Source organism: Amycolatopsis sp. NPDC051716 (genome assembly GCF_040681595.1).
Taxonomy (GTDB): domain Bacteria; phylum Actinomycetota; class Actinomycetes; order Mycobacteriales; family Pseudonocardiaceae; genus Amycolatopsis.
The window spans coordinates 43,835-69,843 of record NZ_JBFAZA010000003.1; the positions used below are offsets into that span (position 1 = coordinate 43,835).

Sequence of the window (26,009 nt, forward strand, 5' to 3'; positions counted from 1 at the left end):
GCGGAAGCCGCCCGCCCCGGGGGGTTCACCGGATCACCGCGTGCAGGGGTTGCCCGCGGGGTGCGCGGCGGTGCCGTGCACGTCGGCCTGGGACTCCGCCAGCACGATCTTCGCCAGCGGGGTTTCCAGCGCGACGGCCTGCTGCTTCACGACGCCGTTCGCGATGGTCTGGCCGTTCAGCTTCAGCGAGCCGATGACCAGCGCGATGGTCACCGGGGCCGTGCCCACCGTGACCGAGACGCCGTTGATCTTCAGTGACGCGACGCTCGAGCTGCCGGTCAGCGCCGGGGCGAGGCCGCCCGGAGCCGGCTGGCAGGTCGCCGCCGCCTGGGACTGGATCACGCCCAGCTCGATGGTCAGCCCGACCGTGCTGATCACCGTCTTGTCGATCTTGGCCGACGCCTGCGCGTGGTCACCGGCCGCCGGAGCCGCCGACTGGTTGTCGGGGGCCAGGTCGGTCGAGGACGTCAGCGCGTGGGTCTGCACCTTGATCAGGCCCGCGTTGAGCGTCGCGTCGAGGACGGTCTTGCTGTCGTCGGCGCAGGGCAGGTTCGCCGGGTTCGCCACGGCCGCGGTGATGCCGATGACGTTCGCGGCGGTGCCGGTGCAGGAGAAGACGCCGTCGCGGTCGTCGTCGAGGATCGTGCCGACGCCGGTCGGGTCGACCAGCCCGGCGCCGGACGGCGCCGACAGGGTGACGGTGAACGTCTCGTCCGGCTCGTCGACGGTGTCCGGGTTGACCAGGACGGTCACCAGCTTGGTCGTTTCGCCGGGTGCGAAGGTCACGTCACCGCTCGTCGCCTGGTAGTCGGCCGGTGCGGTCGCCGTGCCGTTCCCGGTGGCGTAGTGCACCGACACCGGGTTCGGGCTGGCCCCGCCGAGCAGTGACACGGTGAAGGTGGCCGGCACCGGCGCGCCGCCGGAGCCCTCGGTCACCGTGACGTCGTTGATGCTCAAGCCGAGCACGCGCACGGTCGTCGTCTCGACGTACCCGCGGGACATGCCGTCGACCAGGTAGTCGACCGTGCAGTGGTAGGTGCCGGGCGCGGCGTCGGCCTTGGCGGTGACGGTCTCGGTGAACGTGGCGACGTCCCCGCTGGCCACCTTGACGCTTGCCGGGGCGTTGGCGAGCGTCAGCTGCGGGTCGCAGGTGGTCACCTTCGGGGTCACCGTGACCTCGATGGACTTGATGCCGGCGAGGATGGCCTGCGACACCTGGTTCGACGGCACGTTGTTCAGCAGCACGCCGCCGGTGGCCGTGGCGATCGCGCTCGCCTGGCCGTCGGCGTCCAGCGCGCCGACGTTGACCGCGACCACCCGGATGTTCGCCGCCTTGAGCGCGTCGATGGTCTGCGCCAGGGTGTGCCCGCCGCTGGGGTCGTGCGACGGCGCGTCGCCGAACCAGGCGATGATGCGGGTGCCGTCCGGGCGGAAGGTGACCGCGCCGGAGGCCAGCTCGTAGAGCGCGTTGAGGTCGGCTTCCGGGAGGTCGCCGCCGCCGGACGCGGCCCACTGGTTGATCCCGGCCTGCACCGCGGCGGTGTCGCCGGTGATGCCCTGGTTGACCTTGAAGGGCACGGAGTCGCTGAAGTCCTTGTACTCGGCGACGCCGAACTGGGCGGTCGGCTGCGCGGCGAGCACGTCCCCGGTGATGGCACCGGCGTTGGTGCGGACGTTGGTGATGGCGCCGCTCATGCTGCCGGTGGTGTCGGCGAGCAGGACGAGGTCGGGGTTCGGGGGGACGGCGGAGGTCGTGACGTGCTTGGTGACGGTGGTGCTCTGCCCGGCGGAGAGCGTGAGGTCGACGGTGGCCGGATCGACCCCGGGTGGCGCCGCGGCCGCCACGGCGGCCGGGGTGAGCAAGGCGCTGACCGTGGTCAACGCGACGAACAATGATCTCCGCGACATGGACTTCCTTCCGAAGGCCGGATTACTGCGGGTTGCCTCGGGAAGACGGAAAACGCCGGATTTCGTTAGCAGAACGGGAAGACGTCACCCGGAGCGCCCTGTGTCAAGGGGCTCAACGGGGCACGACACCGGATCCGGCCTACGTAAACCACGGGTGCACTGGGCCGGAACACCGAAGATCACGAAGTGGTTTTCACTCCATCCAGCGACGGGGCCCGGGAAAATCACACGATCGGTGGCGGCCGATCGGCGGGATCCGGGCGGATTTCGCCGTGCGGGGAGCGAATTTCCGCCCGGATGCCGTAGCGCGCGGCGCCGTATCGGGCGCCGGCCGCGGGTCCGGTCGGCCCGGCGGGAGGTCGCGAATGACTCATTCGCGACGTGCGAGGTCCCCAATGAGTCATTCGCGACCTTCGAGCCCGGGCCGTCTCGGTCGGTCTTCCGTCCGGCCCGGTCGGCCGAGGTCGGTGAGCACCGCCCGGGCCGCCCGGGTCCCCGACGCCAAGGCGCCCTGAAGGGAACTCGTGTCCCGGTGGTCGCCGCACACGTACCGGCCCTCGCCCAGGCGGACGTCCCGCCGGAGCTCGTGCGGTGGGGGCATCGCCGGGAGCCCGTGGGCGATCTCGTACCGGGCGACCAGCGGCCAGCGCGTCGCGTCCGTGCGGTACAGCCGGCCCAGCGCCCGGCGCACCTCGGGTTCGGGCAGCGTCGTCAACGCCGAGGCGCTCACCAGCGCCGCCCCCGGCGGGGCGTAGGTGGGGCACACCTCGCTGACCACGCTGGTGTTGGTGATCGGCCCGCCGCGCGCGTCGATCACGATGACCGGCTCGCGCAACGGCGAGCGCGGGGGCGCGAAGTACCACGTCGTCCCGCTGTTCCACCGCGGCTCCGCGACCCCGGCGAGCCGGGCGGCCGTCGAACCGTCGGCTGCGACGACGACCGCGCGGGCCGTCCACACCTCGCCGCCCGCCGTGCGGACGCGGCCCGGCCGGACCTCCTCGACGGGCGTGCCCAGGTGGATCGCCGACGTCGGCAGCGCCCGGGCGAGCCGGCGCGGCAGCTCACCCATGCCCAGCGCCGGCAACGACGGCGCCGACCGCAGGAAACTGCGCCACACCAGCTGGAAGAACCGGGCCGATGTGGTCAGTTCGCGCTCCAGGAACACCCCGGACAGGAACGGCCGGAACACGGTGTCCACCGCCCGTGCCGACACACCGGCGCGGCGCAGTTCGTCGAGCGTCGTGCGGTCGTCGCGGTCGATGATCGACCGGGCCGGACCCGCGGCGACGCGGGCGGACAGCGTGCCGAGCGCGGCCAGGTCCTTCGCCGACAGGTAACGCCGGACCGCGATGTCCCGGATCGCCTTGGGTGTGTCGAGCGGGTGGCCGAGCAGCGAGACGCGGTCGTCGTCGGCCACCCGGACCGCGCGCCAGAACCGGCCGAGGCGCAGAGCGCCGACGTCGACCAGCCGCCGGATCGCCGGGTAGGCCGGGTTGAGGATCTGGAACCCGCGGTCGAGGCGGAAGCCGTCGACGACGTCGGTGCGCACGCGGCCGCCGACGTCGTCCGAAGCCTCGAGCACCGCGCACGGAACCCCGGCCCGGTGCAGCGTGATGGCGGCGGCCAGCCCGGCGAGCCCGGCGCCGACGATGACGACTTCGTGGTCCGGCATCCCGCTCACCCGCCGAAGTACTTCGTCGCGGCGAGCCGGTTCAGCAGGCCGATGCGGCCGCGGTTGGGCACCGAGCGCAGCGGGTGCCCGGCGAGGCCCCAGCCCGCCAGGAGCGCGGTGGCCGCGGCCCAGCCGGTGGTGGCCGCGCGTTCCATCAGCGCGACCGGGAGGTCGATCCGCACGCCGTCGCCGGCCAGCGCCAGCGCCGGGTCCGGGGTCCCGACCGTCGGACGCCGTGCGAAGTCGCCCAGCCCGAACAGCGGGCAATCCTCGCGCCACAAGGAAATCGACGCCGTCACCCGCGCGCCGAGCGTCTCGGGGTAGATCGCGTGCAGCCGGTCGTCCACGGCCTTCGCCAGCGTCTCGCGGTCGTCGGTCGTGGCCGCGTACGCGTGCAGCTCCACGACCGAGCCGCCGGTGCGGGCCGCCCACCGCCGTGCCTCGCCCTCGTAGCGGTCGAGCAGGCTGATGTTGTCCAGCGGCGGCACGCTCCCGGTGCCCAGGAAGGGCGGCCGGGTGGCCTCGACGGGCCGGTCGAGCCAGAGCCGGCGGACGAGGAACGGCGGTGCCGTGCGCAGTCCGGCCACGGCCGCCCGCCACTCCGGCGTGGCGAGGCTCGGTGAAGCGGCGACGATCTCGCGCAGTCCTCGCACGTCGCAGGCGAGCACCACGGCGTCGAACCGCGTGGTGTCCTCCGCCGTGGTGACCGCGAACCCGTCGGACGTGCGGTCGAGCGACGCCACCGCGGTGCCGGTCCGGATGGTCACGCGGCGGTCGGCCAGGTAGCCGGCCAGGGGGTCCCACAGTGCCTGCGGAAACGGCTCGGTGGGCACGTCGAACACGAGACCTTCGCTGGAGCCCAGGAAGTACAGGTGGAACATGGTCGCCAGTTCCGCCGCGGACAGTTCTCGGGGATCGGCGAAGAAGCTGCGCGAGAACACCTCGAACGCCAGGTGCTTGGCCGCCTCGGGGAAGTTGATCGCGTCGAGGAAGCTCGCGGCGTCGGTGCCGTCGAGCCGGTGGTAGGTCTCCGGGACGCTGACCGTCGCCAGCGGCAGGGCGCCGCGGCCGTTGATGCGCACGAGGTCCCGCGGGGTGAACGTCGGGCTGCGCCAGGCGAACGCCAGCGCGTTCCACGGCGGCGTCCGGGGGAGACCCGCGAAGGTGTCGGTGCGGCCCTGGGCGTCCAGCAGCGGGTAGTCGGCCAGCGGGGTCAGCCGGTCGAGCCGGGGATCGGTGCGCATGAGCAGCGACCGCAGGTTGTAGTACTGGCGGAAGAAGGCGTGGAAGCCCCGGCTCATCGTCACCGGGGTGCCGTCCGGCAGCCGGTCGGCCCAGCCGCCGACCCGCCCGCCGAGGTGGCCGTCGCGCTCGAAGAGCGTCACCGTGACGCCTCGCTCGGCCAGCCCGGTGGCCGCGGTGAGGCCCGCGATGCCGCCGCCGACGACCGCGGCCGTGGGGCGCCGGCCGAGCAGCCCGGCGTCGGCCAGGCCGGGCGGGGCCGGGCGCGTCTCGATCCGGCGGTCGGTGCCGAGGGGGCGGGTCACGGGTGCTCCTGCGGGTTGGTGCCGAGGACGGTGTGGACGATGCCGTCCTGCCAGCCGGGCATCGTGGCAGTGCGGACGTCGGTGAAGCCGGCGTCGGTGAGCCGGCGGGCGAGCGCGGCGATGCCGTCGAACTCGAGGACGCTGCGGCGCAGGTGGCGGTAGAGGGTCGCGTCGCCGGTGGTGATCTTCCCGAGCGGGATGATCACGCCCGCGCAGACCGCGTTCCACACCCACCGGGCGCGCCGGGAGTCGTGGACGGAGTACTCGTGGACCGCGATGCGGCCGCCGGGACGCAGCAGTCCGCGCAGCCGCCGCAGCTGCCGGGTCGGTTCCTTGAGGTTGCGCAGCAGGTACGCCGCGAGGATCGCGTCGAACGGGCCGGAGACGCCGTCGAGGTCCTCGACCGGCGTGTGGACGAAGGTGACGCCGTCCGGCCAGGCCTTCGCCCGGGCGCGTGCGAGCATCTCCCCGGAGGCGTCGAACGCGGTGACCTCGGCGCCCGGGGCGGCGGACACCAGCGCCGCCGTCGACGCGCCGGTGCCGCAGCCGGCGTCCAGCAGCCGCAGGCCCGTCCCGTCCGACGGCAGCTCCAGCCGCTGGGCCGAGAGCCGGAGGTGCTCGTGGTAGCCCGGATTGGCGCCGACCAGCTGGTCGTACCACCGCGCTTCGGTGTCGAAGGCCGACGGCACCGCGCCGCGGGGGAGACCGTCCTTCGCCATCGCGTTCATGCTCGCTCCCGTCGGGGGTCGGCTCGTTCCCACACCAGCAGCACGGCGGTCACGAGCGCGAAGCCGAAGAGGAAGTCTTCGACCGGGATGTCCCAGGGCACCCGCCAGTTCGTGATGTGCTGCGGGGCGTAGCGCACGATCGGGTCGGAAAGCTTGGTCAGCCAGCCGTCCACCGGGATCTGGAACGCGGTCACGATGACGATCGTGATCCAGTAGGCGGGCCGGCGGAACAATCCCGTGCGCAGCAGGAAGAGCTCGGCCAGCACGACCGCGGCCACGGCGGCGACCGCGGGCACGGTGTAGCCCCACGGGATCACCGGCGGGCCTCCTGCCTGCCGAACCGCCGGAGCACCGCGAGGGTGAGCTGGACGATCTCGTAGGTCAGCACCCCGCAGATCGGGATCACCACGAAGAACAGGATTTCCTCCAGCGGCACGGCGAAGGGGGCGCGGAGGCCGGTGACGTGCTCGGGCGCGTAGTCCCAGACGCCGCCGGCGATCGCCAGCGCGTCCCAGACGAGGAACACCAGCGCGACCGGCAGCACCGCGCGCGCCAGCCGCCGGGGCTGCCGGTAGACCCGCGCGCCCGCGATCTCCAGCGGCAGCGTGACCAGGACGCAGGCGGCCAGCACGACGAGGTATTCGGCCTTGCCCACTTCAGCCCACCGCCACCGGGAGCGCCGGCGCCGCGTGGCGCCGCCGGGCCCACTGCGTCCGCGCGACCGCCCCGCACGCCACCGCCAGCCGCTGCCCGCGCGAAACCGCCGCGCGTCCGGCGAAGACGTCGTGGCCGGCGTCCTCGATGCGGTCGAGGATGCCCCCGTACAGCCTCGCCGCCGTGGCCACGCACGGGCGGGAGACCGGGTGCAGCATGGCGATGCCCGGCCGGGCTTCGGCGTAGATGTCGCGGGTGACGGCGATCTGGTTGCGGATCGCGGCCCGGACCGGCTGATCGGCCCGCCCCCGGGCGGCGCACCAGTGCAGCCGGGCGCGGTCGACGCCGTGCACGGCCAGCTCGTCGGCCGGCAGGTAGACGCGGCCGCGTTCCAGGTCCTCGGCGACGTCGCGCAGGAAGTTGGTGAGCTGGAAGGCTTTCCCGAGCGCGGCGGCCCTCGGCGCGGCCTCTTCGCGCGGGGCGACGGTGCCGAGCACCGGCAGCACCTGCAGGCCGATCACCTCAGCGGAGCCGTGCACGTACGTGTCGAGCTCCTCCCGGGTGGCGTAGCCGGTGACGGTGAGGTCCATCCGCATCGAGGTGAAGAACGCTTCGAAGTACGCCTTGGCGAGGGTGTACCGGGCCGCCGTGTCGATCACCGCGGTGAGCAGCGGGTCGTCGCTCGCGCCGGCGTCGAGGTCGGCGAGGAACCGCTTCTCGACCTCCTGCAGCCGGACGTCGAGGGCTTCGGGCGTGGCGTCGTCCTCCGGTTCGTCGACGATGTCGTCGAGCCAGCGGGCGAAGCCGTAGAGCGCGTGGATCGCCGGCCGCTGCGCCGGGGTCAGCAGCCGCGTCGCGAGGAAGTACGTGCGGCCGTGCCGGGCGTTGAGCTCGCGGCACCACGTGTAGGCCGCGCGCAGCCCGGGCTCGCGGATGCCGGCGGCGTCGAGTTCACGTCGGGTCATCGCGTCCCTCCGGTGATCCGGTCGGCAGCCAGTCTGCCGGAGATGAGCACGGTCGGCACGCCCACGCCGGGCACCGTGGCCCCGCCGGCCAGGACGACGTTGTCCGTCCCGCGGGGGAGGTTCCGCGGCCGGAACGGCCCGGTCTGACCGAAGGAATGGGCGTAGCTGAACGGCGTCCCGGCGACCAGGCCCCGGTCCGCCCACTCGGCCGGTCCGATGACGTGCGTGAAGTCCGGGGTGAAGCCGGGGAGCAGCCGGGCCCGGGCCACGTCGAGGACCTCTTCCGCGTAGGAGTCCGTTTCGGCCGCCCAGTCCGCGGGGCCGCGGTCGAGGTTGGGCACCGGGGCGAGCACGGAATAGAGCTGGCGCCCGGGCGGGGCGAGCCCGGGATCGGTGGCGGTCGGCCGGGTGATCAGCAGCGAAGGGTCGCTCATCCGCCGGCCCTGGGTGATGAGCTCGTCGAAGGTCGACCGCCACCCGTGCCCGAAGGAGATGGTGTGGTGCGCGACCTCGGGGTGCGTGGCGGGGCCGCCGGCGTGCACGACGAGCGCGGACGGCGCGGCCCGCAGCGGGACCGGCCGCCGCGGCTTCCGGCCGAGCAACCGGTAGCTCTCGGGCAGTTCGGTGGTGAGGACGACGGCGTCGCACGGGTAGCGGGCTCCGGAAGCGGTCCGGACCGCGGTCACGCGGGACCCGGCGCGTTCGAGCTCGGCGACGGCGTCGCCGTAGCCGAACTTGACCCCGGCGTCGGCCGCGACGCGGGCGAGCGCCTGCGGCAGGGCCGCGATGCCGCCGGGCGGGAAGTACACCCCGCCGACGGTGTCCATGTACGAGATCACCGCGTACAGGGCCAGCGCCCGCATCGGGGATTCGCCCGCGTAGAGCGCCTGGAAGGTGAAGACCCGCTTCAGCCGCTCGTCGCGCAGGAACCGGCCGACCCGGCCGTCGAGCCGCCGGAACCCGCCCAGGGCCACGAGCCGGGCCAGTTCCGGCCGGAGCATGCCGAGCGGGGAGTCGATGTTCGCGTCGATGAACCGGCCGAATTCGGCTTGGTAGAGCCGGGTCAGCCAGTCGCGCAGCCGGGTGTAGCCGGCGGCTTCGGCGGGGCCGGCGAAGTCGCGGACCGCGTCGGCCATCGCGGCCGCGTCGGTGTGCACGGGCAGCGTGCTGCCGTCGGCGAATTGGGCGACGTACGCCGGGTCGAGCTGCGTCAGCGGTAGTTCGGTGCCGAGCTCGGCCCCGACGGCGGCGAAGGTGCCGGCGAGGATCGACGGCATGGTCAGCACGGTGGGGCCGGTGTCGAGCAGGTAGCCGTGCCGTTCGACGCGCCCCGCACGGCCCCCGGGCCCGGGATCGCGTTCGAGGACGGTGACTTCCCGCCCCCGGCCGGCCAGGTGCAGGGCGGCGGCGAGGCCGGCCAGCCCGGCGCCCACGACGACGACCCGGTTGACCGGTCCGGGCACGGTTTTCATCGGTTCCGTTCCGTGGCTGGGAAGGCGGCGGGGATGGTCGCGGCGGGTGCTTGGCCTGCTCGGCTTCGGATCGGCTGGCTTGTCGTCGGCCACGCTCCGTGCGGCGGGCGGCCAGTGGGCCGCTGGTGTGGTGCGGGGTTGGCGGTTGCGGGGTTCGGCTGGCTTGGCGTCGGTCGCGCTCTGTGCAGTGGGTCGCGAGTGCTGTGGGCAGGGCGCCAGTGTGGTGTGGGGTGGGCGGTTGCGGGGTTTGGCGTGCCCGTCATCGCTCCCGCTCCGTGCAGTGGACCGCGAGTGCTGTGGGCAGGTCGCCGGCGTGGTGTGGGGTCGGCGGTTGCGGGGTTTGGCGTGCCCGTCATCGCTCCCGCTCCGTGCAGTGGACCGCGAGCGCTGCGGGCAGGGCGCCAGTGTGGTGCGGGGTCGGCGGTTGCGGGGATCGGCGTGCCCATCATCGCTCCCGCTCCGTGCAGCGGGCCGCGAGCGCGGCGAGCAGGTCACCGGCGTGCCGGGGGACCACCGCCGGGTCGATCGCCGCCAGCGCCTTGTCGGCGCGTTCGCGGATCAGCTCGCCCATGCGCTCCCGCGCGCCGGTGGCCACGATGAGCTCTCGCCAGCGCGAAACCGCCTCGTCATCCACGGTTTCCAGCTCCAGCAGCTCGGCGAACTCGGTCTGCCGGCGCCGGTCGGCCATCGCCGCGGCGAGCACCACCACGCTGGACGCCTTGCGCTCGCGCAGGTCCTGCCCGGCCGGCTTGCCCGTGACGGCCGGGTCGCCGAACACGCCCAGCAGGTCGTCGCGGAGCTGGAACGCCTCGCCCACCAGGCCGCCGAACTCGCCCAGCCCGGCCATCAGCTCCGGGCCGCAGCCGGCGAGCGCCGCCCCGAACTCCAGCGGCCGCCGGACCGTGTAGTTGCCGGACTTGCGGCGCAGGACGTCGAGCAGGGTGTCCCAGCTGGGCAGCGCCCGCGCGTCGTTCACCAGGTCGGCGAGCTGGCCGACGGCCAGCTCGGCCCGCATCGCGTCGTAGTGCGTCCAGCCCCGCGCCAGCTGCTCCGGCGTCAGCCCGCTCTCGCGCAGCATCTGCTCGGACCACACCAGGAACAGGTCGCCGAACAGGATCGCGGCGGACTCGCCGAACCGCGGCGCCGAGCCCGCCCAGCCCTGTTCCTCGTGCCAGCGGGCGAACCGGACGTGCAGCGCGGTGCGGCCGCGGCGCAGCGCGGAGCCGTCCATCACGTCGTCCTGGACGAGGGCGAAGCAGTGCAGCAGTTCCAGCGCGGCGGCCGCGCGGACGGCGGCGTCGGATTCCGGTTGCCCGCACCGCCACCCGACGTAGGCGAATAGCGGGCGGAGGCATTTCCCGCCCGCGACGAACTCCGGAACCGCGGTTTCCGCGAGCGCTCCCTCGCTGCGGCCGGCGAAATGTTCCGTCGCCCGCTCGCTCACGAATCCGTGCGCCGCGGCGAGGCAGCGACGGCCCAGTGCGTCCAGCCGCTCGGCGGGCGCATCGCCCGCGCGGGCCACCCCCGTCGTCAAGGTCGCGGTCATCCGGCGCCCCTCCCACTCTCGGCCTATTCGATTCGCAACCGTTTCACATGTGGTGTAGCTTGTCTACTTGAACCCGATGAACACCAGGAAACCCGCGTGATCACCGAACTTCGCCCGGCGATCTGCATCGGTGTTGCACCGGAAGGACCTCCCTGGGGCCGGGTCGGCGACGCCACACGTCGTCCCGGCGGGCCCGCCGTGCCATCCCTCGGTCGCGGGCCCCGCACCCGGCGGCGCTCGCCCACACCTGGGCGTCGCCGGGTGCTCGTCGTGCATTGTCATGCCCATTTATCACTGAGCCAAACATCGATTATCGAAGCGGCCGGAGAAATCGAGGCCACGAGGTTCAGGCCTTTCACTGCCGGGCTATTCTGCTTCCGTGATGGTTTCGCGGACCGCCGCATTCACCCGTCTCCGCCCCACCCCGCCCGCACTGGCCGCCTGGCTCTGCGCCGCGGCGACCGTGCTCTGCCAGATCTTCTACTCGGTGACCGACCCCGGCGGCCGCACCGCGCTCACCGTGCTCACGGTGCTGTGCTTCGCGGCGGCGTCCCTCGCCGACGTGTGGTCCCGCTGCGGCGCCCGGGCGGCGGTCACGCTGGCGGTCGTCGCGGGCGGCGGCGGATTGCTGGCCGAGGTGACGGGCCTGCACACCGGAGTTCCGTTCGGGCGCTACGCCTACACCGACCTGCTCGGCTGGCCCGTCGCCGGCGTGCCGGGCATCGTCCCGCTCGCCTGGCTGATGATGGCGTGGCCGGCGCTGCTGGCCGGCCGGGCACTGGCCGTGAAACCGGCCGGCGTGGTCGCGGTGGCCGCGTGCGCGCTGGCGGCGTGGGACGTCTTCCTCGACCCGCAGATGGTGGACGAGGGGTACTGGATCTGGTCGTCGCCCGAGCCGTCGTTGCCGCTGGTGGCCGGCATCCCGGCCACCAACTTCGCCGGCTGGCTGCTGGTCGCCGTCCTCATCCAGGCCGCACTGCACCGCTGGGTGCCCCGGCCGCCGGACCCGATCCCGGGCCTCGCCGCCGGTCCGGCGCCCGCGTTGTACCTCTGGACGTGGTTTTCGTCGGTGTGGGCGCACTTCGCGTTCTTCGGCCGGCCGTGGGTGGCCGTCGCCGGCGGCGTGCTCATGGGCGCGGTCGCCGTGCCGTTCGCGATCCGGCTGGGGAGGGGATTCCGATGGGCGCGCGTGTCCGCGTGATCGTGCGCGCCGCCGCCTGCGCCGCGGTGGCCGGTGCCGCGCACGCGGCGTACAACGCGCGGATCGTCCGGGCGCCGCGCGAGGGGCCGGCCCGGTGCCGCGAAGCCGTGTCGATCCTGCTGCCGCTGCGCGACGAAGCCGACCGCGTCACCCCGGCCCTGCGGTCGCTGCTGGCGCAGCGCGGCCTCGACGACGCCGAAATCCTGGTGCTGGACGACTGTTCCCGCGATGGGACGGCGGACGTCGTCCGCCGGGTCGCCGGGCCGCGGGTCACGCTGCTGACCGGCACCGAGCCACCGCCGGGGATGCTGGGCAAACCGCACGCGTGCCACCAGCTGGCCCAGCGGGCGCGGGGGAGCGTGCTGGTCTGCGTCGACGCGGACGTCGTGCTGGCTCCCGACGCCGTCGCGGCCGCGGTTTCCCTGCTGCGCGAGGCGGATCTCGACGCGGTGTCGCCGTTTCCGCGCCAGCGCGCGGAGGGGCTCGGGGCCCGGTTGGTGCAGCCGTTACTGCAGTGGTCGTGGCTGGTGCTGCTGCCGCTGCGGCTCGCCGAGACGTCGTCGCGGCCGTCGCTTTCCGCGGCCAACGGCCAGTTCTTCGTCATCGACGCCGCGATGCTGCGCAAGTGCGGCGGGTTCACCGCGGTCGCGGGCGAGGTGCTGGACGACATCGCGCTGATGCGCGCGGTGAAGCGCGCGGGCGGCCGCGGGGTGGTCGCGGACGGCAGCCGGGTCGCGGAGTGCCGGATGTACGCGACGTGGCCGCAGCTGCGGGAGGGCTACACGAAGTCGCTGTGGTCGGCGACGGGTCCGGCTCCGGCGGCGGTGGCGATCACCGGGCTGCTGCTGGTGGTGTGGGTGCTGCCCGCCGTGGCGGCCCTGGCCGGCTCGCGGGCGGGCCTGGTGGGCTACGCGGCGGGCGTAGCCGGGCGGGTCGTGGCGGCTCGGCGCACCGGGGGCCGCGTGTGGCCGGACAGCCTGGCCCACCCCGTGTCCGTGCTCGCGCTGGCCGGGCTGATCGGCCGGTCGTGGCGGGCGCGGATCACCGGCCGGCTCGTGTGGAAGGGGCGTCCGGTATGAGTGCCGTCGTCGTGGTGGGCGGCGGCATGGGCGGGCTCGCGGCCGCGGCCCGGCTCGCCGCGGCCGGGCACCGGGTGACCGTGCTGGAGCGCTCGGCGTCATGCGGGGGCAAGCTCGCGACGTTCACCCGGGACGGGTTCACCTTCGACACCGGTCCCTCGCTGCTCACCCTGCCCTCGGTCTACCGCGAACTCTTCGCGGCCACCGGCGCCGACCTGGACGAGCTGGTCGACATCGTCCCGGTCGACCCCGCCTGCCGCTACCGGTTCGCCGACGGCACCGAACTGGCCGTCCCCCACGAGCGGGCGGCGGTCCCCGGCGCGCTCGAGGCGGCCTTCGGCGGCGGCGCCGGCGACGAGTGGCGTGGGCTGATGCGCGACGCGGAGCGGCTCTGGGGCCTGGTCGGGGAGCCGGTGTTGCGCCGCCCGCTGAACGGCACCCGGGACCTGCTCAAGCACGCCAGGAGCGTCCGGGACCTGATGGCGATCGCCCCGTGGCGCACCCTGCGCGGGATCGGGCGCCGCCTGAGCGATCCGCGCGCCCGGATGCTGCTGGACCGCTACGCGACCTACACGGGCTCGGACCCGCGGCGGCTGCCCGCCGTGCTGAGCGTCGTCCCGTTCGTGGAGCAGGAATTCGGCGCCTGGCACGTCCGCGGCGGCCTGCGCCGGCTGGGGGACGCCCTGCTGGGCCGGCTCGCCGCGCTGGGCGTCGAAGTCCGGACGGACGCGGAGGTCACCGCGATCGAGACCGGCCCGGCCGGCGTCCGCGGCGTCCGCCTGGCGAGCGGCGAGCGGCTCGCGGCCTCGGTGGTGGTGGCCAACGCGGACGCGACGCACGTGTACGGCGACCTGCTCGACGACCCCCGCACCCGCCGGCCGCGCCGAGCCCTGCGGCGGACGCAGCCGTCGTCGGCCGGATTCGTGCTGCTGCTCGCTTTGCGCGGCACGACACCGGATCCCGGCCACCACCGCGTGTTGTTCCCGGCCGCTTACGACGCCGAATTCGACGCGCTCTTCGGCCGCACGCCCCGGCCGGTCGACGACCCGGCGGTCTACATCTGCGCGCCGGCGGACCCGCAGCTGCACCCCCCGGGCTGCGAAGCCTGGTTCGTGCTGGTGAACGCCCCCCGCCACGACCCGGCGGCCGGCGTCGACTGGACGGCGCCGGGCCGGGCGGAGCGGTACGCGGACCGGGTGCTCGAGGTCCTCGCCGCGCGAGGCCTGGACGTGCGCGACCGGGTGCTGTGGCGCGAGATCCGCACCCCGGCGGACATGGAACGCGCCACGGGAGCACCGGGCGGCGCGATCTACGGCTCATCATCGAACGGCCCGCGCGCGGCCCTCCTCCGCCCGGCGAACGCGACGCCGGTACCGGGGCTGTACCTGGCCGGCGGGTCGGCGCATCCCGGGGGAGGGCTGCCGCTGGTGGCGATGTCGGCGGAGATCGTCGCGGGACTGATCGGACCGGCCGGCCGATACCCAGGGCACGGCGAGCCGTGCCGATGAGTGCGCGGGCGAACGGCCCGCGAGTAGCCCTGCCTCCCCGGGTGGGCCAGGTGCTGCGGCGGGTTCCCCCGTCCCGAATGACTCATTCGGGACCTCAGGCGCCCCGAATGAGTCATTCGCGACACCGGCGAGAGCGGGGCCGGGCCGATCGAAGACCAGCCGGCGGACCGATCTCAGCCCTGCTCCTCACTCCGCCCGAACGCCCGCGCGACACCCACCCAAAGATGGGCCAACCCGATGAGTGACAGCCCGGTCCCCAGCACCGCGCAGGTCGTGCCCCACGGCCAGCCCGTCCACGGCGTCCCGGCCGGAACCACCGCCGCCCCGGTGACCGCGACCGCCGGCACGATCAGCCGCGTCGGGCGCTCGGCCACGGTGATCGCCCCCGCTCCGCGCAGGCCCGCCGCCTGGGCGCGGGCCCGGATGTACTCGTGCAGCAGGAGGAGCACCGCCATCGCCGCGCACCAGGCCGCCGGGGCGCCGAGCACCAGCAACACCGCCACGAACGCCAGTTCCGTCAGGCGGTCCGCGGCCGCGTCGAGGACCGCGCCGAGCGGGCGGGCGCGGCCGGTGCGCAGCGCCACCGCGCCGTCCAGGCCGTCGAACACACCCGTGGCCACGATCGCCGCCAGGGCGAACCACAGCGCCTCACCCCCGAGCGAGGCCAGCCAGACCGCCGCCAGCGCGCTCAGCACTCCGCAGCCGGTGAGCACGTCCGGCGGCACGCCCAGCACCGGCCGGGCCAGCAGGTGGATCGCCCGCAGCCAGCCGACGGCGAGCGCGCTGCCCGACACGTCGTGCTCGTGCACCCGGGACCAGCCGGCGACCCCGTCGTCCTCCTCGCGCGCCGGGGCATCGACGTGAACGCGCGGGAAGTGGCCCGCCGCGCGGGCGTCGTCCTGCGGGACGCCGGCCGGGAACTCCGTGGCCGGGATCTGTCCCTGTGGGCGGCCGGTGTCACGTTCTTCGCCGTGCTGGCCGTCGTCCCGCTGGCGCTCGTCGCCCTGCGGGGTGCCGCGTTCCTCGGGTCGCCGGCGTTCGTCCGGCACGGCGTTTCGCGCTGGGTCGACGCGCTGCCGCCGGGCCACGGGCCGGGGCCCGCGCTCGAAGCCCTGGCCACGGCCGCCCTCGGCACGTCGTGGACCGCGCTGCTCGTGACCCTGCTGCCGGCCACCTTCTACGGCGAAGGCCTGCTGCGCGGCCTGGTCCAGGTCGCCGGGCAGCCCGCCGGGGCCCTCGTCGGCTGGCGCGGGCGCCTGATGTTCGTGCCCGTCCTCGTCCTCAGCCCGACCCTGGCGATCGCACCGCTGGCCACCGCCGACACGGTGGCCGGCTTCTACACCCGCGGCGGCTGGGCGACGTTCTGGGGCATCACGCTGTCGTTCCACATCGACTGGCTGATCATCGCCGCGGTGACCGCGATCGTGTTCGCCGGCGGTGCTCCGCGCGGCGTGCGCCGCGGGCCGCTGGTGGTGGGCGCCTTCGCCGTGGCCGCCGTGCTCGCCGGGTTCTTCCACGGGTTCCTCCTGTTCCTGGCCATCCCGCTGGACTGGAGCGTGCCGTTCGGCGGCCTCGGGGCCGTCGGCGCGGTGTCGGCGTTGATCCTGTGGCTCTACCTGCTCCACGTGCTGCTCCTGCTCGGGTACCGGGTGACCCTCAGCGCCGAGCGCACCCGCCTCGGAGCCGCACCCGAAATCGATGCAAAAGCAAGCGAGACGCCGGGATACTCCCGCAAGCCCGGCTAGGTCGCTTGATTTGACCGTCGCCTGTCACCTCAAAGCGTTGCACAAGCGATTCGATTGGGCCATCATCGGTATTACCGCTGCCTGACCCGGGGCCGGTGCGTGGGTGACCAGGGGTGGGGCGAGTGACGACCAGACCGGAACCGGAGGTCACCGACCGGACCTCGTGGTGGACGACGGGACAGATCGCCACCGCGCTCGGGGTGTCGCCCGTCCTCCTGCGCGCGTGGGACAGCCGGTACGGTCTCGGGCCCGCCCGCCGCGGGCCGGGCGGCCAGCGGTTCTACGGGCCGCGGGAGCTGCACCGGCTGCGGCGCATGAGCGTCCTGGTGAACCAGGGCATCCGGGCCGGGACCGCGGCCGGGCTGGTCCTCTCCGAAGCCGTGACCCCCGCGCGGTCCCGGCTCCGGGCGGATGAGATCGACCAGGCCGCGGCGGCCGTCGACCTCCCCGCGCTGGCCGGCTTGCTCGACGAACTGCTGGCCGGGCACGGCACGATCGCGGCCTGGACCGACGTGCTGACCCCGGTGCTGCGCCGGCAGGGCGAGCGGTGGCAGGCCGGGGAAAGCGCCTTCGCGGCCGAATGGGCCCTGACCGGGGCGGTCTCGGCGGCGCTCGAACGCCAGGCGGCCCGGGCCTCGCCACCACCGCGTGACCGGCCGGTGCTGCTGGCCTGTTGCGCGGCCGAGCGGCACTCCCTCCCGATGCGGGTGCTGGCCACGTGCTGCGGGAAGCCGGCGTGCCGGTGGTGTTCCTCGGCGAGATGGTGGTACCCGGCGTGGTCGTGCGGACCGCGGCCCGGCTCGACCCGGCGCTGGTGCTGCTCTGGTCGATGACGCCCTACACCGCCGACGCCCCGCTGCTGGCCGAACTCGCCCGCCGGGACGTGCCGGTGCGCGCGGCCGGGCCGGGTTGGCACCCGGTCGGCGGCCGCGTCGGCCCGGTGGTCAACGGGTTGCCGGTCGCGCTGCGGGAGGTTTCCGCGCACACGGGTAGGGAGATCACCGGATAAACTGTGACTTGAGTCACAAAGAGCCTTTCAAGGAGTGCTTCCGGGGTGCCGGGAGTATCGGCCGGGCGCCGGATGCCGTATCCGTTGAGGCGGACACAGCCGGTCGTAGGCTGTTCCGCCGGGGCGGCACCGCGTGGTGGCCGCACCGGCGGACGTCCCTGGCGTGTGGGAACGTGGTGTTGATGGACGTCGACGCGGTGAGTGGCCGGGACGGGCCCCGGGCCGGGGGTTCGTGGACGCCCGGCAAGGTCGCCGAGCTGCTCGGCGTCTCGCCGGTGACGCTGCGCACCTGGGCCGCGCGCTACGGCGTCGGCCCGACGCTGCGTGACGACGGGCGCCACCGGCGGTACTCCGACGCCGACGTCCGCCGGCTGCAGTACATGCAGCGGCTCATCGACCGCGGCATGCGCGCCAGGGAAGCCGCCGCGGCGGCGTTCTCGGGTGCCGGCGAAGCGGTGCCCGAGGTGTCCGTCGACCGGCACATCGAAGAGCTCGAGCGCGCCGCGGAGGACCTCGAATTCGCCTCGCTGGCCGCCCTGCTCGACGAAACGCTGGACGCGCTCGGCCCGGCCTCGGCGTGGACCGAGGTGCTCGTCCCCGTGCTGCGCCACCTCGGCGGCCGCTGGCTGAGCGGCGACGTCTGCTTCGAGTCCGAATGGGCGCTGACCGGCGAAATCTCGCTGGCGCTGCAGCGCTACAGCGCCGGGTTCGCGAACACCCCACCCGGTCGGGTGGTGCTGCTGGCCTGCTGCCCGGAGGAGCGGCACAGCCTGCCGATGGAGGTGCTGCGGGCCGCCATGGTCGAGGTCGGCATCCCGGCGGTCCACCTGGGTCAGATGGTGCCCGCCGAGACCACGATCGCGATCGCCGCCAAGCTCGACCCGGTCGTGGTGTTCCTGTGGTCGATGTCCGCCAACACCGCCGACGACCTGCTCGTCCAGCGGCTGCGGCGGCGCGGTTTCGACATCGCCACGGCGGGCCCGGGCTGGGCGAACTTCACCGAGCAGGACGTCCCCTGGGTCAACGACCTGGCCGCCGCCCTCGAACTGGCCACCGAACGCCTGAAGGCGTGAAACCCCGCCCGGGGACCCGGCGAAAGCGTTGCGCAATCGCTCCAGATGGCCGAGGATGACTCGCGTGCCGGTCGCTTCGGCCGGCCGTGGCGGGCGGGAGCGTGTCCGGTGGACCTCAAGCGGCAGGTGATCGAGCGCTGGCCGGCGCGGTGGCCGGTGCAGCCGTTCCGGGAGCCGGCCTGGGCCCGGCAGGAGCCCACCTACGCCGGCTGCAGCCCCGCGCTGATCGAGGCCGCGGTCAAGCGGGCGGGTGCCCGGCCGTCGGGCAACTGGTTCGTCTTCGCCGCCGCTCGCGAAATCCGCGCCGACCGGCCGTTCGGCGTGCGCGTGGGCGGCCGCGAGCTGGTCGCGTGGCGCGGGCCGGACGGCGCGCTGCTCGTCGGCCCGGGCGCGTGCCCCCACCTCGGCGCGCCGCTGGAGCAGGCGCGCGTGCACGGCGGCGAGCTGGTCTGCCGCTGGCACGGGCTGCGCGTGGGCGCGGACCGTCCCGGGTGGACGGTGCTGCCGGCCCACGACGACGGCGTGCTGGCGTGGGTCCGCCTCGACCGCATCGGTGGCGAGCAGCCCACGGAACGGCCGATCGTGCCGGTCCGCCCGCCCGGAACCACGGTCGACGCCGTGGCGACGCTGGCCGGGGTCTGCGAGCCCGAAGACGTCGTCGCCAACCGCCTCGACCCGTGGCACGGCGCCTGGTTCCACCCGTACTCGTTCGCGAAGCTGCGGGTGCTGTCGGCGCCGGAGGGCGTCGACGTCGCCGAAGCCGAAGACCGGTTCGTCGTCGAGGTGACGTTCCGGCTCGCGGGGAAGATCGGCGTCCCGGTGGTCGCCGAGTTCACCTGCCCGGACCCGCGCACCGTGCTGATGACCATTGTGGACGGTGAGGGCACGGGCAGCGTGGTGGAAACGCACGCGACCCCGCTCGGCCCCGGTCCCGACGGCCGCCCGCGCACGGCGGTGATCGAGGCGACGATCGCCGCCTCCGACCGGCCGGGTTTCGCGAAGGCGGCCCGCATGGCGCCGGTGCTGCGGCCGCTCATGCGCCGTGCCGCGGCCCGGTTGTGGCGGGACGACCTCGCGTACGCGGAGCGGCGTTACGCGTTGCGCGAGGATCATCGCTGATCCGCCGGCGGCGCCGGATCACCCGCCGCTCAGCGATCGTGGTCGGCGCGTTCCCAGCACCCGCCGTCGGCACCGGTCCGGTGAACCCGACCGCGGCCACCAACACGAACCTGGGGAAGGCCCGGCGGATCGGCGATCCCGGCGAGGTAGCCGCGACCGGCACCGGCCCCCAGCGCGAAGGGTGTGGTGAGCGCGATGGCCATGACCGCGGTGAGGATCAGCTTCCCGAGCCGGATGGTCGTCGTCTTGCTCGCGCCGTTGAGCCCGAGCGGCGCGGCGATCCCACGCTGCCTCAGTCCTTGACCGCGCCCGCGGCGAGCCCGGTCCGCCAGAAGCGCTGCAGCGCCAGGAAAGCCAGGATCAACGGGATGATGGACAGCAGTGAGCCGGTGACCACGACGGCCTTCAGGTCGGGGTCGCGGGTGATCTGGGTGTTCAAGGTGTACAGCCCGAGGGTCACCGGGTACAGCCGGTCGCTGGTCAGCATCACCAGCGGGAGCAGGAAGTTGTTCCAGATCGCCACGAACTGGAACAGGAAGATCGTGATCAGCGCCGGGGCCATCAGGCGCAGGCTGACCGTGTAGAACATGCGCACGTCGCCGGCGCCGTCGATCCGGCCGGCCTCGAGCAGCTCGTCCGGGACCGACGCCGCCGCGTAGACGCGGGCCAGGTAGACGCCGAACGGGCTGATCGTGCTCGGCAGCAGCACCGACCACACCGTGTTCGTCATCCCGGCGCCGGCGAGCATGAGGAACAGCGGGACGGCGAGCGCGGTCGGCGGCACGAGCACCCCGGCGAGGATGGCGGAGAACGTGGCGGCCCGCCCGCGGAAGGTGAACTTGGCGAGGGCGTAGCCGGCCATCGCCGACAGCAGCGTGGCCGCCGCCGCACCCACCACCGAGTACAGCGCGCTGTTGGCCAGCCATCGCAGGTAGAGGCCGTCGCCGAAGGTCACCGTGTCGTGCAGGTTGCGGCCGAGGTGGTTGCCGGAGAACCACAGGCCGAACGTCGTCGAGAGGTCGGAGGCGGACTTCGTGGCGGAGATCGCCAGCCAGACCACCGGCAGCAGGAAGTAGACCGCGGCGACGAACATCGCCGTGGTCACCACGACCGACGAACTCCGGGTGCTCGGGTGGGTGGTCACAGGGCGGCCCTCGCGCGGGTGATCCGGAAGAACAGCCACGACAGGACCGCGATGAGCAGCGTGACGAGCACGCTCATCGCGGCGCCGAGGCCGTAGTTCTGGGCGGAAATCTGGGCGTACGCGGCCATCGACGGGGTATAGGACGACGAAACCGCACTCGAAACTCCCGCCATCACCTGGGGTTCGGTGAACAGCTGGAACGTGCCGATGATGGAGAAGACCCCGGTCAGCACCAGCGACGGCGCGATGATCGGCACCTTGATCCGCCACGCGATCGCCCAGCCGGACGCGCCGTCCAGCCGGGCCGCTTCGTAGAGCTGGGGCGGGATCGCCTGCAGCGACGAATAGAGGATCAGCATGTTGTAACCGGTGAACGTCCAGGTGACGATGTTCGCGATCGAGTACAGGATCACGGTGCCGGACAACAGGTCCGGGTGGATCCCGATCGGGTCGAGCAGCTGGTTGACCGGCGACAGGTTGGGGGCGTAGAAGAAGCCCCACATCACCGCGGCGATCACGCCGGGCACCGCGTACGGCAGGAAGAACGCCAGCCGGAAGAACCGCCGCAGCCGCACGACCGCCGAGTCCAGCGCCAGCGCCAGGAGCAGCGCGAGGCCGAGCATGACCGGGATCTGGATGACGCCGAACAGCAGGACCCGCCCGACCGAGCCGACGAACCCGGCGTCGCCCAGGGCCGCGGTGTAGTTGCCCAGGCCGGCGAACACCTCGACGGGACGGCCGTAGGTGGAGGTCCGGGTGACGGCGGTGAAGCTCTTCACCAGGGCCACGACGATCGGGGCCACGTAGAACACCGCGAACCCGAGCAGGAACGGGGTGAGCAGCAGCCAAGCGGCGCGGGCGCTGCTGCTCGCCCCCCGCCGGCGCGCCACCCGGGGGCGGGGTGGCGCGCCGGCGGCGGTCCGGGACGCTGCGACAACCATCGCCTGCCCTACTTCGCCACGGGGATGGACTGGCGTTGCAGGTCGGTGATCGTCGCCGCGCCGGCATCGGAGAGCGCCTTGCCGAGCGTCCCGGAACCGGACAGCGCGGCACCGAAGCCGTCGCGGACGTGCGCGTAGGTCTGCTCCATCGACGGTCCCCAGGTGAAGTCCTGGCTGACACCCTTGCCCGCGTCGCGGAACACCGCGTCGACGTCCTGGCCGCCGAAGAACTGCGTGTTTTCCGGCGACGTCTTCGCCGACTCCTGGGCGGCGACGGTGGCGGGGAAGATGCCGCCCTGGGCGGTCAGGATGGCCAGGGCCTGCGGGTCGCTGTTGAGCCACAGCGCGAACTGCGCCGCTTCGGCCGGGTGCTTGGTCCCGGCGAACACCGCGGTGGTCGAGCCACCCCAGTTGCCGGAGCGCTGCTCGCCCTTGGTCCACTGCGGCAGCGGCGCCACGGCCCACTTACCGGCGGTCGAGGGGGCGGCCTTCGCGATCGTGCCGACACCCCAGACGGCGCCGGTCCAGGTGGCGATCTGGCCGGAGTCGAGCGCCTTGTTCCAGGACTCGGAGAAGCCCTGGTAGTTCGAGACCAGGCCCTGCGAAAGCAGGTTCTGCCAGTAGCCGGCGACCTTGGTGGACGCGGGGTCGGTCAGGTTCACCTTCCACTGCTGCCCGTCCTGGGTGAACCAGTGGCCGCCCGCCTGCCAGACGAGACCGGCGAACCAGTTGACGTCCTTCTGCGGGAAGTGCGTGATCGTGAGGCCGGGGTCCGCGGCGTGCAGGGTCTTCGCGGCCTCGGCGTACTCGTCCCAGGTCGTCGGCACCGGCACGTGGTACTTCTCGAACAGGTCCTTGCGGTAGAACAAGCCCATCGGGCCGGTGTCCTGCGGGATGGCGAAGACGCCGTCGCCGCCCACCGAGGCCTGCGCCCAGGTCCAGTCCACGAACTTCGGCTTCGCGTCCGAGACGCCGGGGCAGGCCGAGATGTCCCGCAGGCCCTGCTGGACGCGGAAACCGGGCAGCGAGTCGAACTCGACCTGCCCGAGGTCCGGCGCCTGGTTCGCCTTCAGCGCGGTGAACATCTTGTTGTAGGTGCCCTGGTTGCCTTGCGGCGTCTGTTCGACGGTGACGTGGATGTCGGGGTGCCCCTGGTTCCACAGGGCGACCGCCTGGTCGATGCCGGGTAGCCAGGACCAGAACGACAGCTCGACCTTGCCGCCCGAAGGCGCACAGGCCGCGGCGGCCGGGGCGGCGGAGTCGGCGGAGCCGCAGCCGGAGGTCACCAGGGCGAGCACGGCCACGGCGGCGCCCAGCCGGCGGAGCCGTGTCGTCGGGGGAGAGGTACGCACCATTGCGTTCGGTCCTTTCGAGGGGGCGGCGGCTTCGGTTCAGCTTCAGCCGAGGCCCGGCGTGGTGCGCCGGACATCGGGGACGGGGCAGGGGAGCGGCGGCTCGGCGGGTGTATGGCCTCGCGGAACCGGGCGAACACTGTGGACCAGGGGCCGGTGGTGGCCGGGGAATCGGGTGGGCCGGCTCGCGGGCGGCAGTGCGCCGCCGGGCCACGAGCCGAGGTTCGCGCGAGCGGGCCGGCCTTCGTGCAGTGGCTCCCCGTCGGGGCGCCCACCGCGGTCCGCGGGGGCGAGGTGCTCTTCGAAGGCGGCCCCGGCGAGGCGCCTACCCGGCGCAGGGCGGACCGGCGACAGAGGCGAGCCCAGGGCCCTCGGCGTGCCTGCGCCCATGCCGTTGTCTCCTGTCCATCCGGTTGTCGGGAACGTTCCCGGGAATGTTCCCGGCCGCTGCTCCCGGGGAGTATGCGCACCTCGGCGGGACCCCGTCAAGGGGCACTCCTCGACGGATTCGACTCAGGCGGTCGCGCGGGTGATCAACGAAACCGGCAGCGAAATCCGGTCGGCGGTGTCCGCCAGCAGGGCCCGGACCAGGGCCTGGCCGTGGTCGTACTTGTGGATCCGGACCGTGCTCAGCGGCGGGTTCAGGTACGCCGACATCTCCAGGTCGTCGAAGCCGACCACCGCGCAGTCCCGCGGCACCGCGCCCCCGCGGGCGAGGACCGCCTGGACCGCCCCGATGCCCATCAGGTCGTTGAACGCGAAGATGCCGTTGACCTCCGGCCACGCCGAAAGCAGCCGGCGGGTCGCTTCGGTGCCGCCCGGGATGGTCGGCGGGCCCTGGATGATCCGGGCCGAGACGTCGCCGAAGCCCAGCGCCGCGCACGCCGTGACGAACGCCAGCCGCCGCTCGTCGACCGCGACGCCGACCGAGCTGTCCAGCATGCCGAGGCACGCGTGCGGCCGGCGGGCGAGTAGTTCGACGGCGGCCGCGGTGCCGGTCGCGAAGTCGTTGCTCACCGAGGCCGCCACCTCCGTCGGCAGCTCCCGGTCGGCGACCACCAGCGGGACCGAGCGCGCGTAGTCGGCCAGGACGTCGTCGGGCGTGCCGTAGAAGAAGCCGACGACGCCACGCGCGGAGCGGGCCAGCGCGTCCTCGATGGCGTCGCGTTCGCGGCCCGGGTCGGCGTCGGTGTTGTACAGCACGACGCTGCAGCCGGCCGCCTCCGCCGCGTCGTACACCCCGCGCGCCACCGCCGGGTAGAAGGGGTTCGCGATGTCGGAGACGATCAGGGCGATGACGTCCGATCGCTGGGTGCGCATGCCCTTCGCCAGCGCGCTCGGCCGGTAGCCCAGCCGGGTCGCCGCCGCCAGCACGCGCTCGCGGGTGTCCGGGGCGATCTCCGGCAGATCGCGCAGGGCACGCGAAACCGTCTGCCGCCCCACGCCGGCTTCCCGGGCCACGTCCTCGATCGTCACGCGCTTGACGCGCGGCAGCCGCCCGCGTTCCGTCACACCGTCACCTCCCTCCGCGGTCAGACGCCGAGCCTAAGGGGTCAGGGTCCGGCGCCACTGGGCGGTGACGCTCCGGCGCAGCGCCTCGGTGTCGGCACTGCCCGGGTCGAGCAGCCGCTGCAGCGCGATCCCGCGCAGCTGCCCGACCACGGCGGTCGCGACCTCGCCCGCGCCGGCGCCGGGGTCGATGCTGCCGTCCGCGATGCCGGCTTCGACGTCTTCCCGCAGGTCGGCGCGGAAGGCGGCGTCCCGCTCGCGGAAGATCGGGGCCAGCTCCGGCTGGGTGGCGGCTTCCGCCCACAGCAGCAGGAAAGCCTGGTTGAACACGCCGATCCGGCCGAGCTCGCCGAGGTAGCCGTCGATCAGCCGCAGCAGGCGGTCGAGACCGGGCGGCAGGTCTTCGAGGCCCGGGACGAACCCGGCTTGCGTGGCCCGCGCCAGCCGTTCGACCAGCGCCTGCTTCCCGCCGAAGTGGTGGGTGACGATGCCGCGGCTGTACCCGGCGCGTTCGCCGACGCGGGCGAGGGTCAGCGAGCGCACGCCCTGCTCGACGACGAGCTCGGCGGCGGCGGTCAGGAGCGCGGTTTCGGCCTGGTCGCGGCGTTCCTGCTGGGTGCGGCGTGCGGTGGGCATGAACGCAGCCTAGCAAGCTAACTTGCGTGTCGTCCGACAAGTATGTGTAGGGTGGCGGCGAAGACCCCAGGAGGTTCTGATGATCGAAATCGAAGACCGCGCCCTCGACGCCCTGCTCGCCGACGACCCCGGCGGCCCGGTCGTGATGCTCAACCTGCTGCGGTTCCGCCCGGACGGCGGCCGCGAAAGCTACCAGCGCTACGCCGAAGCCGTCGGCGCCGAACTCAACCCCCGCTACGGCCTGCAGGTGCTCTACCTCGGCAACGGCGATCCGGCGCTGGTCGCCGAGGACGGGCAGGCCTGGGACATGGTGGTCTTGGTGCGCTACCCGGACCGGCGGGCGTTCGCGGCCATGATCCGCGACCCCGAGTACCAGGCCATCACCCACCTGCGCACCGAGGCGCTGGTGGAATCGGTGCTGCAGCCGACGACGCCGGTGGCGGGCTGATGCCCGCGGTGTTCGTCCACGGCAACCCGGAGACGGCGGCGGTCTGGGACCTGCTGCTGGCCGAGCTCGCGCCGTCGCGGTCCGATCTCGTCTGCCTGTCGCCGCCCGGTTTCGGCGCGCCCCTGCCCGACGGGTTCGACGCCACCCCGGCCGGCTACCGGGACTGGCTGGCCGGTGCGCTGGCGGCCTTCGGCGAGCCAGTCGACCTGGTGGGCCACGACTTCGGTGGCACGCACGTCGTCAACGTCGTGCTGGGCCACCCGCACCTGGTCCGCAGCTGGGTCAGCGACACGCTCGGCGCCTTCGACCCGGACTACGAGTGGCACGAATTCGCCCGCCGCTGGCAGACCCCGGGCGCCGGCGAGGCCGACGTCGCGGCGCGGTTCGGTGCCGCGGCCGAAGAGCGCACGGCGGCGCTGGTGGAACGCGGGATGGCGCAGGCGGTCGCGGCCCGCGTCGCGGCGGGGCAGAACGAGGCGATGGGCCGGGCGGTGCTCACCCTGTACCGGGCCGCCGCCGCGACGGGTGCGCACGGTCTCGGGTTGCCGCTCGAAAACGCGGCGGCCCGGCCGGGGCTCGCCATCCTGGCCACGGCCGACCACGTCGTCGGCACCGAGGCGCAACGCCGCCGGGCGGCCGCCCGCGCCGGGGCCCGGGTCGCCGTCCTCGACGGCCTGGGCCACTGGTGGATGACCCACGACCCGGCCCGCGCCGCCGCGGCGCTGACCGGGTTCTGGGCGACCGTCCGCTGAG

General features: G+C 73.8%; 25 protein-coding genes. 10 read left to right on the plus strand and 15 right to left on the minus strand.

Translation table 11 applies throughout. The features are described from left to right. Positions 1-33: 33 nt before the first annotated feature. The 9 genes from AB0M30_RS04460 to AB0M30_RS04500 all read right to left on the minus strand — a co-directional run bounded on the left by AB0M30_RS04460 (position 34) and on the right by AB0M30_RS04500 (position 10,492). Entirely contained in the window at positions 34-1,908 is a 1,875-nt protein-coding gene (locus AB0M30_RS04460; RefSeq protein WP_364579728.1) for a Calx-beta domain-containing protein, read from the minus strand. 400 nt (positions 1,909-2,308) lie between these two features. Further along, the gene (locus tag AB0M30_RS04465; RefSeq protein WP_364579730.1) at positions 2,309-3,580 is read right to left on the minus strand and encodes an NAD(P)/FAD-dependent oxidoreductase; all 1,272 of its coding nucleotides are present in this window, start codon (positions 3,578-3,580) and stop codon (positions 2,309-2,311) included. A gap of 5 nt (positions 3,581-3,585) precedes the next feature. Beyond that, complete coding sequence (locus tag AB0M30_RS04470) at positions 3,586-5,127, minus strand: NAD(P)/FAD-dependent oxidoreductase (RefSeq protein ID WP_364579733.1); 1,542 nt, start codon at positions 5,125-5,127, stop codon at positions 3,586-3,588. Next, complete coding sequence (locus AB0M30_RS04475) at positions 5,124-5,855, minus strand: class I SAM-dependent methyltransferase (protein WP_364579736.1); 732 nt, start codon at positions 5,853-5,855, stop codon at positions 5,124-5,126. The genes AB0M30_RS04470 and AB0M30_RS04475 overlap by 4 nt, the downstream gene beginning before the upstream one ends. Further along, positions 5,852-6,172 carry a lycopene cyclase domain-containing protein gene (locus AB0M30_RS04480; protein WP_364579738.1) on the minus strand — a complete coding sequence of 107 codons (321 nt, stop codon included), beginning with the start codon at positions 6,170-6,172 and terminating at the stop codon, positions 5,852-5,854. Before AB0M30_RS04480 ends, AB0M30_RS04475 begins: the two co-directional genes overlap by 4 nt. Next, positions 6,169-6,510 carry a lycopene cyclase domain-containing protein gene (locus AB0M30_RS04485; RefSeq protein ID WP_103342234.1) on the minus strand — a complete coding sequence of 114 codons (342 nt, stop codon included), beginning with the start codon at positions 6,508-6,510 and terminating at the stop codon, positions 6,169-6,171. The genes AB0M30_RS04480 and AB0M30_RS04485 overlap by 4 nt, the downstream gene beginning before the upstream one ends. A gap of 1 nt (position 6,511) precedes the next feature. Beyond that, positions 6,512-7,474 (minus strand): phytoene/squalene synthase family protein, encoded by a 963-nt coding sequence (locus AB0M30_RS04490; RefSeq protein ID WP_364579740.1) that lies wholly within the window; start codon positions 7,472-7,474, stop codon positions 6,512-6,514. Then, complete coding sequence (gene crtI / locus AB0M30_RS04495; RefSeq protein ID WP_364579742.1) at positions 7,471-8,946, minus strand: phytoene desaturase family protein; 1,476 nt, start codon at positions 8,944-8,946, stop codon at positions 7,471-7,473. The genes AB0M30_RS04490 and crtI (AB0M30_RS04495) overlap by 4 nt, the downstream gene beginning before the upstream one ends. 445 nt (positions 8,947-9,391) lie before the next feature. After that, positions 9,392-10,492 carry a polyprenyl synthetase family protein gene (locus AB0M30_RS04500; protein WP_364579745.1) on the minus strand — a complete coding sequence of 367 codons (1,101 nt, stop codon included), beginning with the start codon at positions 10,490-10,492 and terminating at the stop codon, positions 9,392-9,394. Between the two features lie 382 nt (positions 10,493-10,874). Between AB0M30_RS04500 and AB0M30_RS04505 the strand changes: the two genes are divergently transcribed. From AB0M30_RS04505 to crtI (AB0M30_RS04515), 3 genes are read left to right on the plus strand one after another with little or no spacing between them, the layout of a single operon-like run. After that, a complete protein-coding gene (locus AB0M30_RS04505; RefSeq protein ID WP_364580483.1) occupies positions 10,875-11,693 on the plus strand; it encodes a carotenoid biosynthesis protein in 819 nt (272 codons plus the stop codon). Continuing rightward, positions 11,672-12,772 (plus strand): glycosyltransferase, encoded by a 1,101-nt coding sequence (locus AB0M30_RS04510; protein WP_364579748.1) that lies wholly within the window; start codon positions 11,672-11,674, stop codon positions 12,770-12,772. Before AB0M30_RS04505 ends, AB0M30_RS04510 begins: the two co-directional genes overlap by 22 nt. After that, positions 12,769-14,280, plus strand: coding sequence for a phytoene desaturase family protein (gene crtI / locus AB0M30_RS04515; RefSeq protein ID WP_364579751.1), 1,512 nt, complete (start codon positions 12,769-12,771; stop codon positions 14,278-14,280). Before AB0M30_RS04510 ends, crtI (AB0M30_RS04515) begins: the two co-directional genes overlap by 4 nt. Positions 14,281-14,453: 173 nt before the next feature. On the opposite strand, the gene AB0M30_RS04520 is transcribed toward crtI (AB0M30_RS04515), so the two are convergent. Further along, positions 14,454-15,089: a CDP-alcohol phosphatidyltransferase family protein gene (locus tag AB0M30_RS04520; protein WP_364579754.1), complete on the minus strand. Its 636-nt coding sequence runs from the start codon at positions 15,087-15,089 to the stop codon at positions 14,454-14,456. On the opposite strand from AB0M30_RS04520, the gene AB0M30_RS04525 reads away from it, so the two are divergent. The 5 genes from AB0M30_RS04525 (at position 15,084) to AB0M30_RS04545 (ending at position 19,226) form a co-directional block, all read left to right on the plus strand. Next, positions 15,084-16,025: a YhjD/YihY/BrkB family envelope integrity protein gene (locus AB0M30_RS04525; protein ID WP_364579756.1), complete on the plus strand. Its 942-nt coding sequence runs from the start codon at positions 15,084-15,086 to the stop codon at positions 16,023-16,025. The genes AB0M30_RS04520 and AB0M30_RS04525 overlap by 6 nt on opposite strands. A 122-nt stretch (positions 16,026-16,147) precedes the next feature. Further along, the gene (locus AB0M30_RS04530; RefSeq protein ID WP_364579759.1) at positions 16,148-16,858 is read left to right on the plus strand and encodes a MerR family transcriptional regulator; all 711 of its coding nucleotides are present in this window, start codon (positions 16,148-16,150) and stop codon (positions 16,856-16,858) included. Then, the gene (locus AB0M30_RS04535) at positions 16,801-17,034 is read left to right on the plus strand and encodes a hypothetical protein (RefSeq protein WP_364579761.1); all 234 of its coding nucleotides are present in this window, start codon (positions 16,801-16,803) and stop codon (positions 17,032-17,034) included. The genes AB0M30_RS04530 and AB0M30_RS04535 overlap by 58 nt, the downstream gene beginning before the upstream one ends. Positions 17,035-17,216: 182 nt before the next feature. Then, the gene (locus AB0M30_RS04540) at positions 17,217-18,107 is read left to right on the plus strand and encodes a MerR family transcriptional regulator (protein WP_364579764.1); all 891 of its coding nucleotides are present in this window, start codon (positions 17,217-17,219) and stop codon (positions 18,105-18,107) included. A gap of 108 nt (positions 18,108-18,215) precedes the next feature. Next, a complete protein-coding gene (locus AB0M30_RS04545) occupies positions 18,216-19,226 on the plus strand; it encodes a DUF5914 domain-containing protein (protein WP_364579767.1) in 1,011 nt (336 codons plus the stop codon). Positions 19,227-19,518: 292 nt separating this feature from the next. On the opposite strand, the gene AB0M30_RS04550 is transcribed toward AB0M30_RS04545, so the two are convergent. The 5 genes from AB0M30_RS04550 to AB0M30_RS04570 form a co-directional block, all read right to left on the minus strand. Next, positions 19,519-20,334, minus strand: a complete 816-nt coding sequence (locus AB0M30_RS04550) for a carbohydrate ABC transporter permease (protein WP_103342310.1) — start codon at positions 20,332-20,334, stop codon at positions 19,519-19,521. 32 nt (positions 20,335-20,366) lie between these two features. Beyond that, positions 20,367-21,311 carry a sugar ABC transporter permease gene (locus AB0M30_RS04555; RefSeq protein ID WP_364579769.1) on the minus strand — a complete coding sequence of 315 codons (945 nt, stop codon included), beginning with the start codon at positions 21,309-21,311 and terminating at the stop codon, positions 20,367-20,369. Between the two features lie 8 nt (positions 21,312-21,319). Then, positions 21,320-22,666: an extracellular solute-binding protein gene (locus AB0M30_RS04560; protein WP_364579772.1), complete on the minus strand. Its 1,347-nt coding sequence runs from the start codon at positions 22,664-22,666 to the stop codon at positions 21,320-21,322. 510 nt (positions 22,667-23,176) lie between these two features. After that, on the minus strand, positions 23,177-24,175 hold the full coding sequence (locus tag AB0M30_RS04565; RefSeq protein WP_364579775.1) for a LacI family DNA-binding transcriptional regulator: 999 nt from the start codon (positions 24,173-24,175) through the stop codon (positions 23,177-23,179). 33 nt (positions 24,176-24,208) lie between these two features. Further along, positions 24,209-24,808, minus strand: coding sequence for a TetR/AcrR family transcriptional regulator (locus AB0M30_RS04570; protein ID WP_364579778.1), 600 nt, complete (start codon positions 24,806-24,808; stop codon positions 24,209-24,211). Positions 24,809-24,887: 79 nt separating this feature from the next. Here AB0M30_RS04570 and AB0M30_RS04575 point away from each other — a divergent pair, with 79 nt between their 5' ends. Then, on the plus strand, positions 24,888-25,256 hold the full coding sequence (locus tag AB0M30_RS04575; RefSeq protein WP_103342219.1) for a DUF1330 domain-containing protein: 369 nt from the start codon (positions 24,888-24,890) through the stop codon (positions 25,254-25,256). Beyond that, on the plus strand, positions 25,256-26,008 hold the full coding sequence (locus AB0M30_RS04580) for an alpha/beta hydrolase (protein WP_364579781.1): 753 nt from the start codon (positions 25,256-25,258) through the stop codon (positions 26,006-26,008). The genes AB0M30_RS04575 and AB0M30_RS04580 overlap by 1 nt, the downstream gene beginning before the upstream one ends. Position 26,009: the final 1 nt, after the last annotated feature.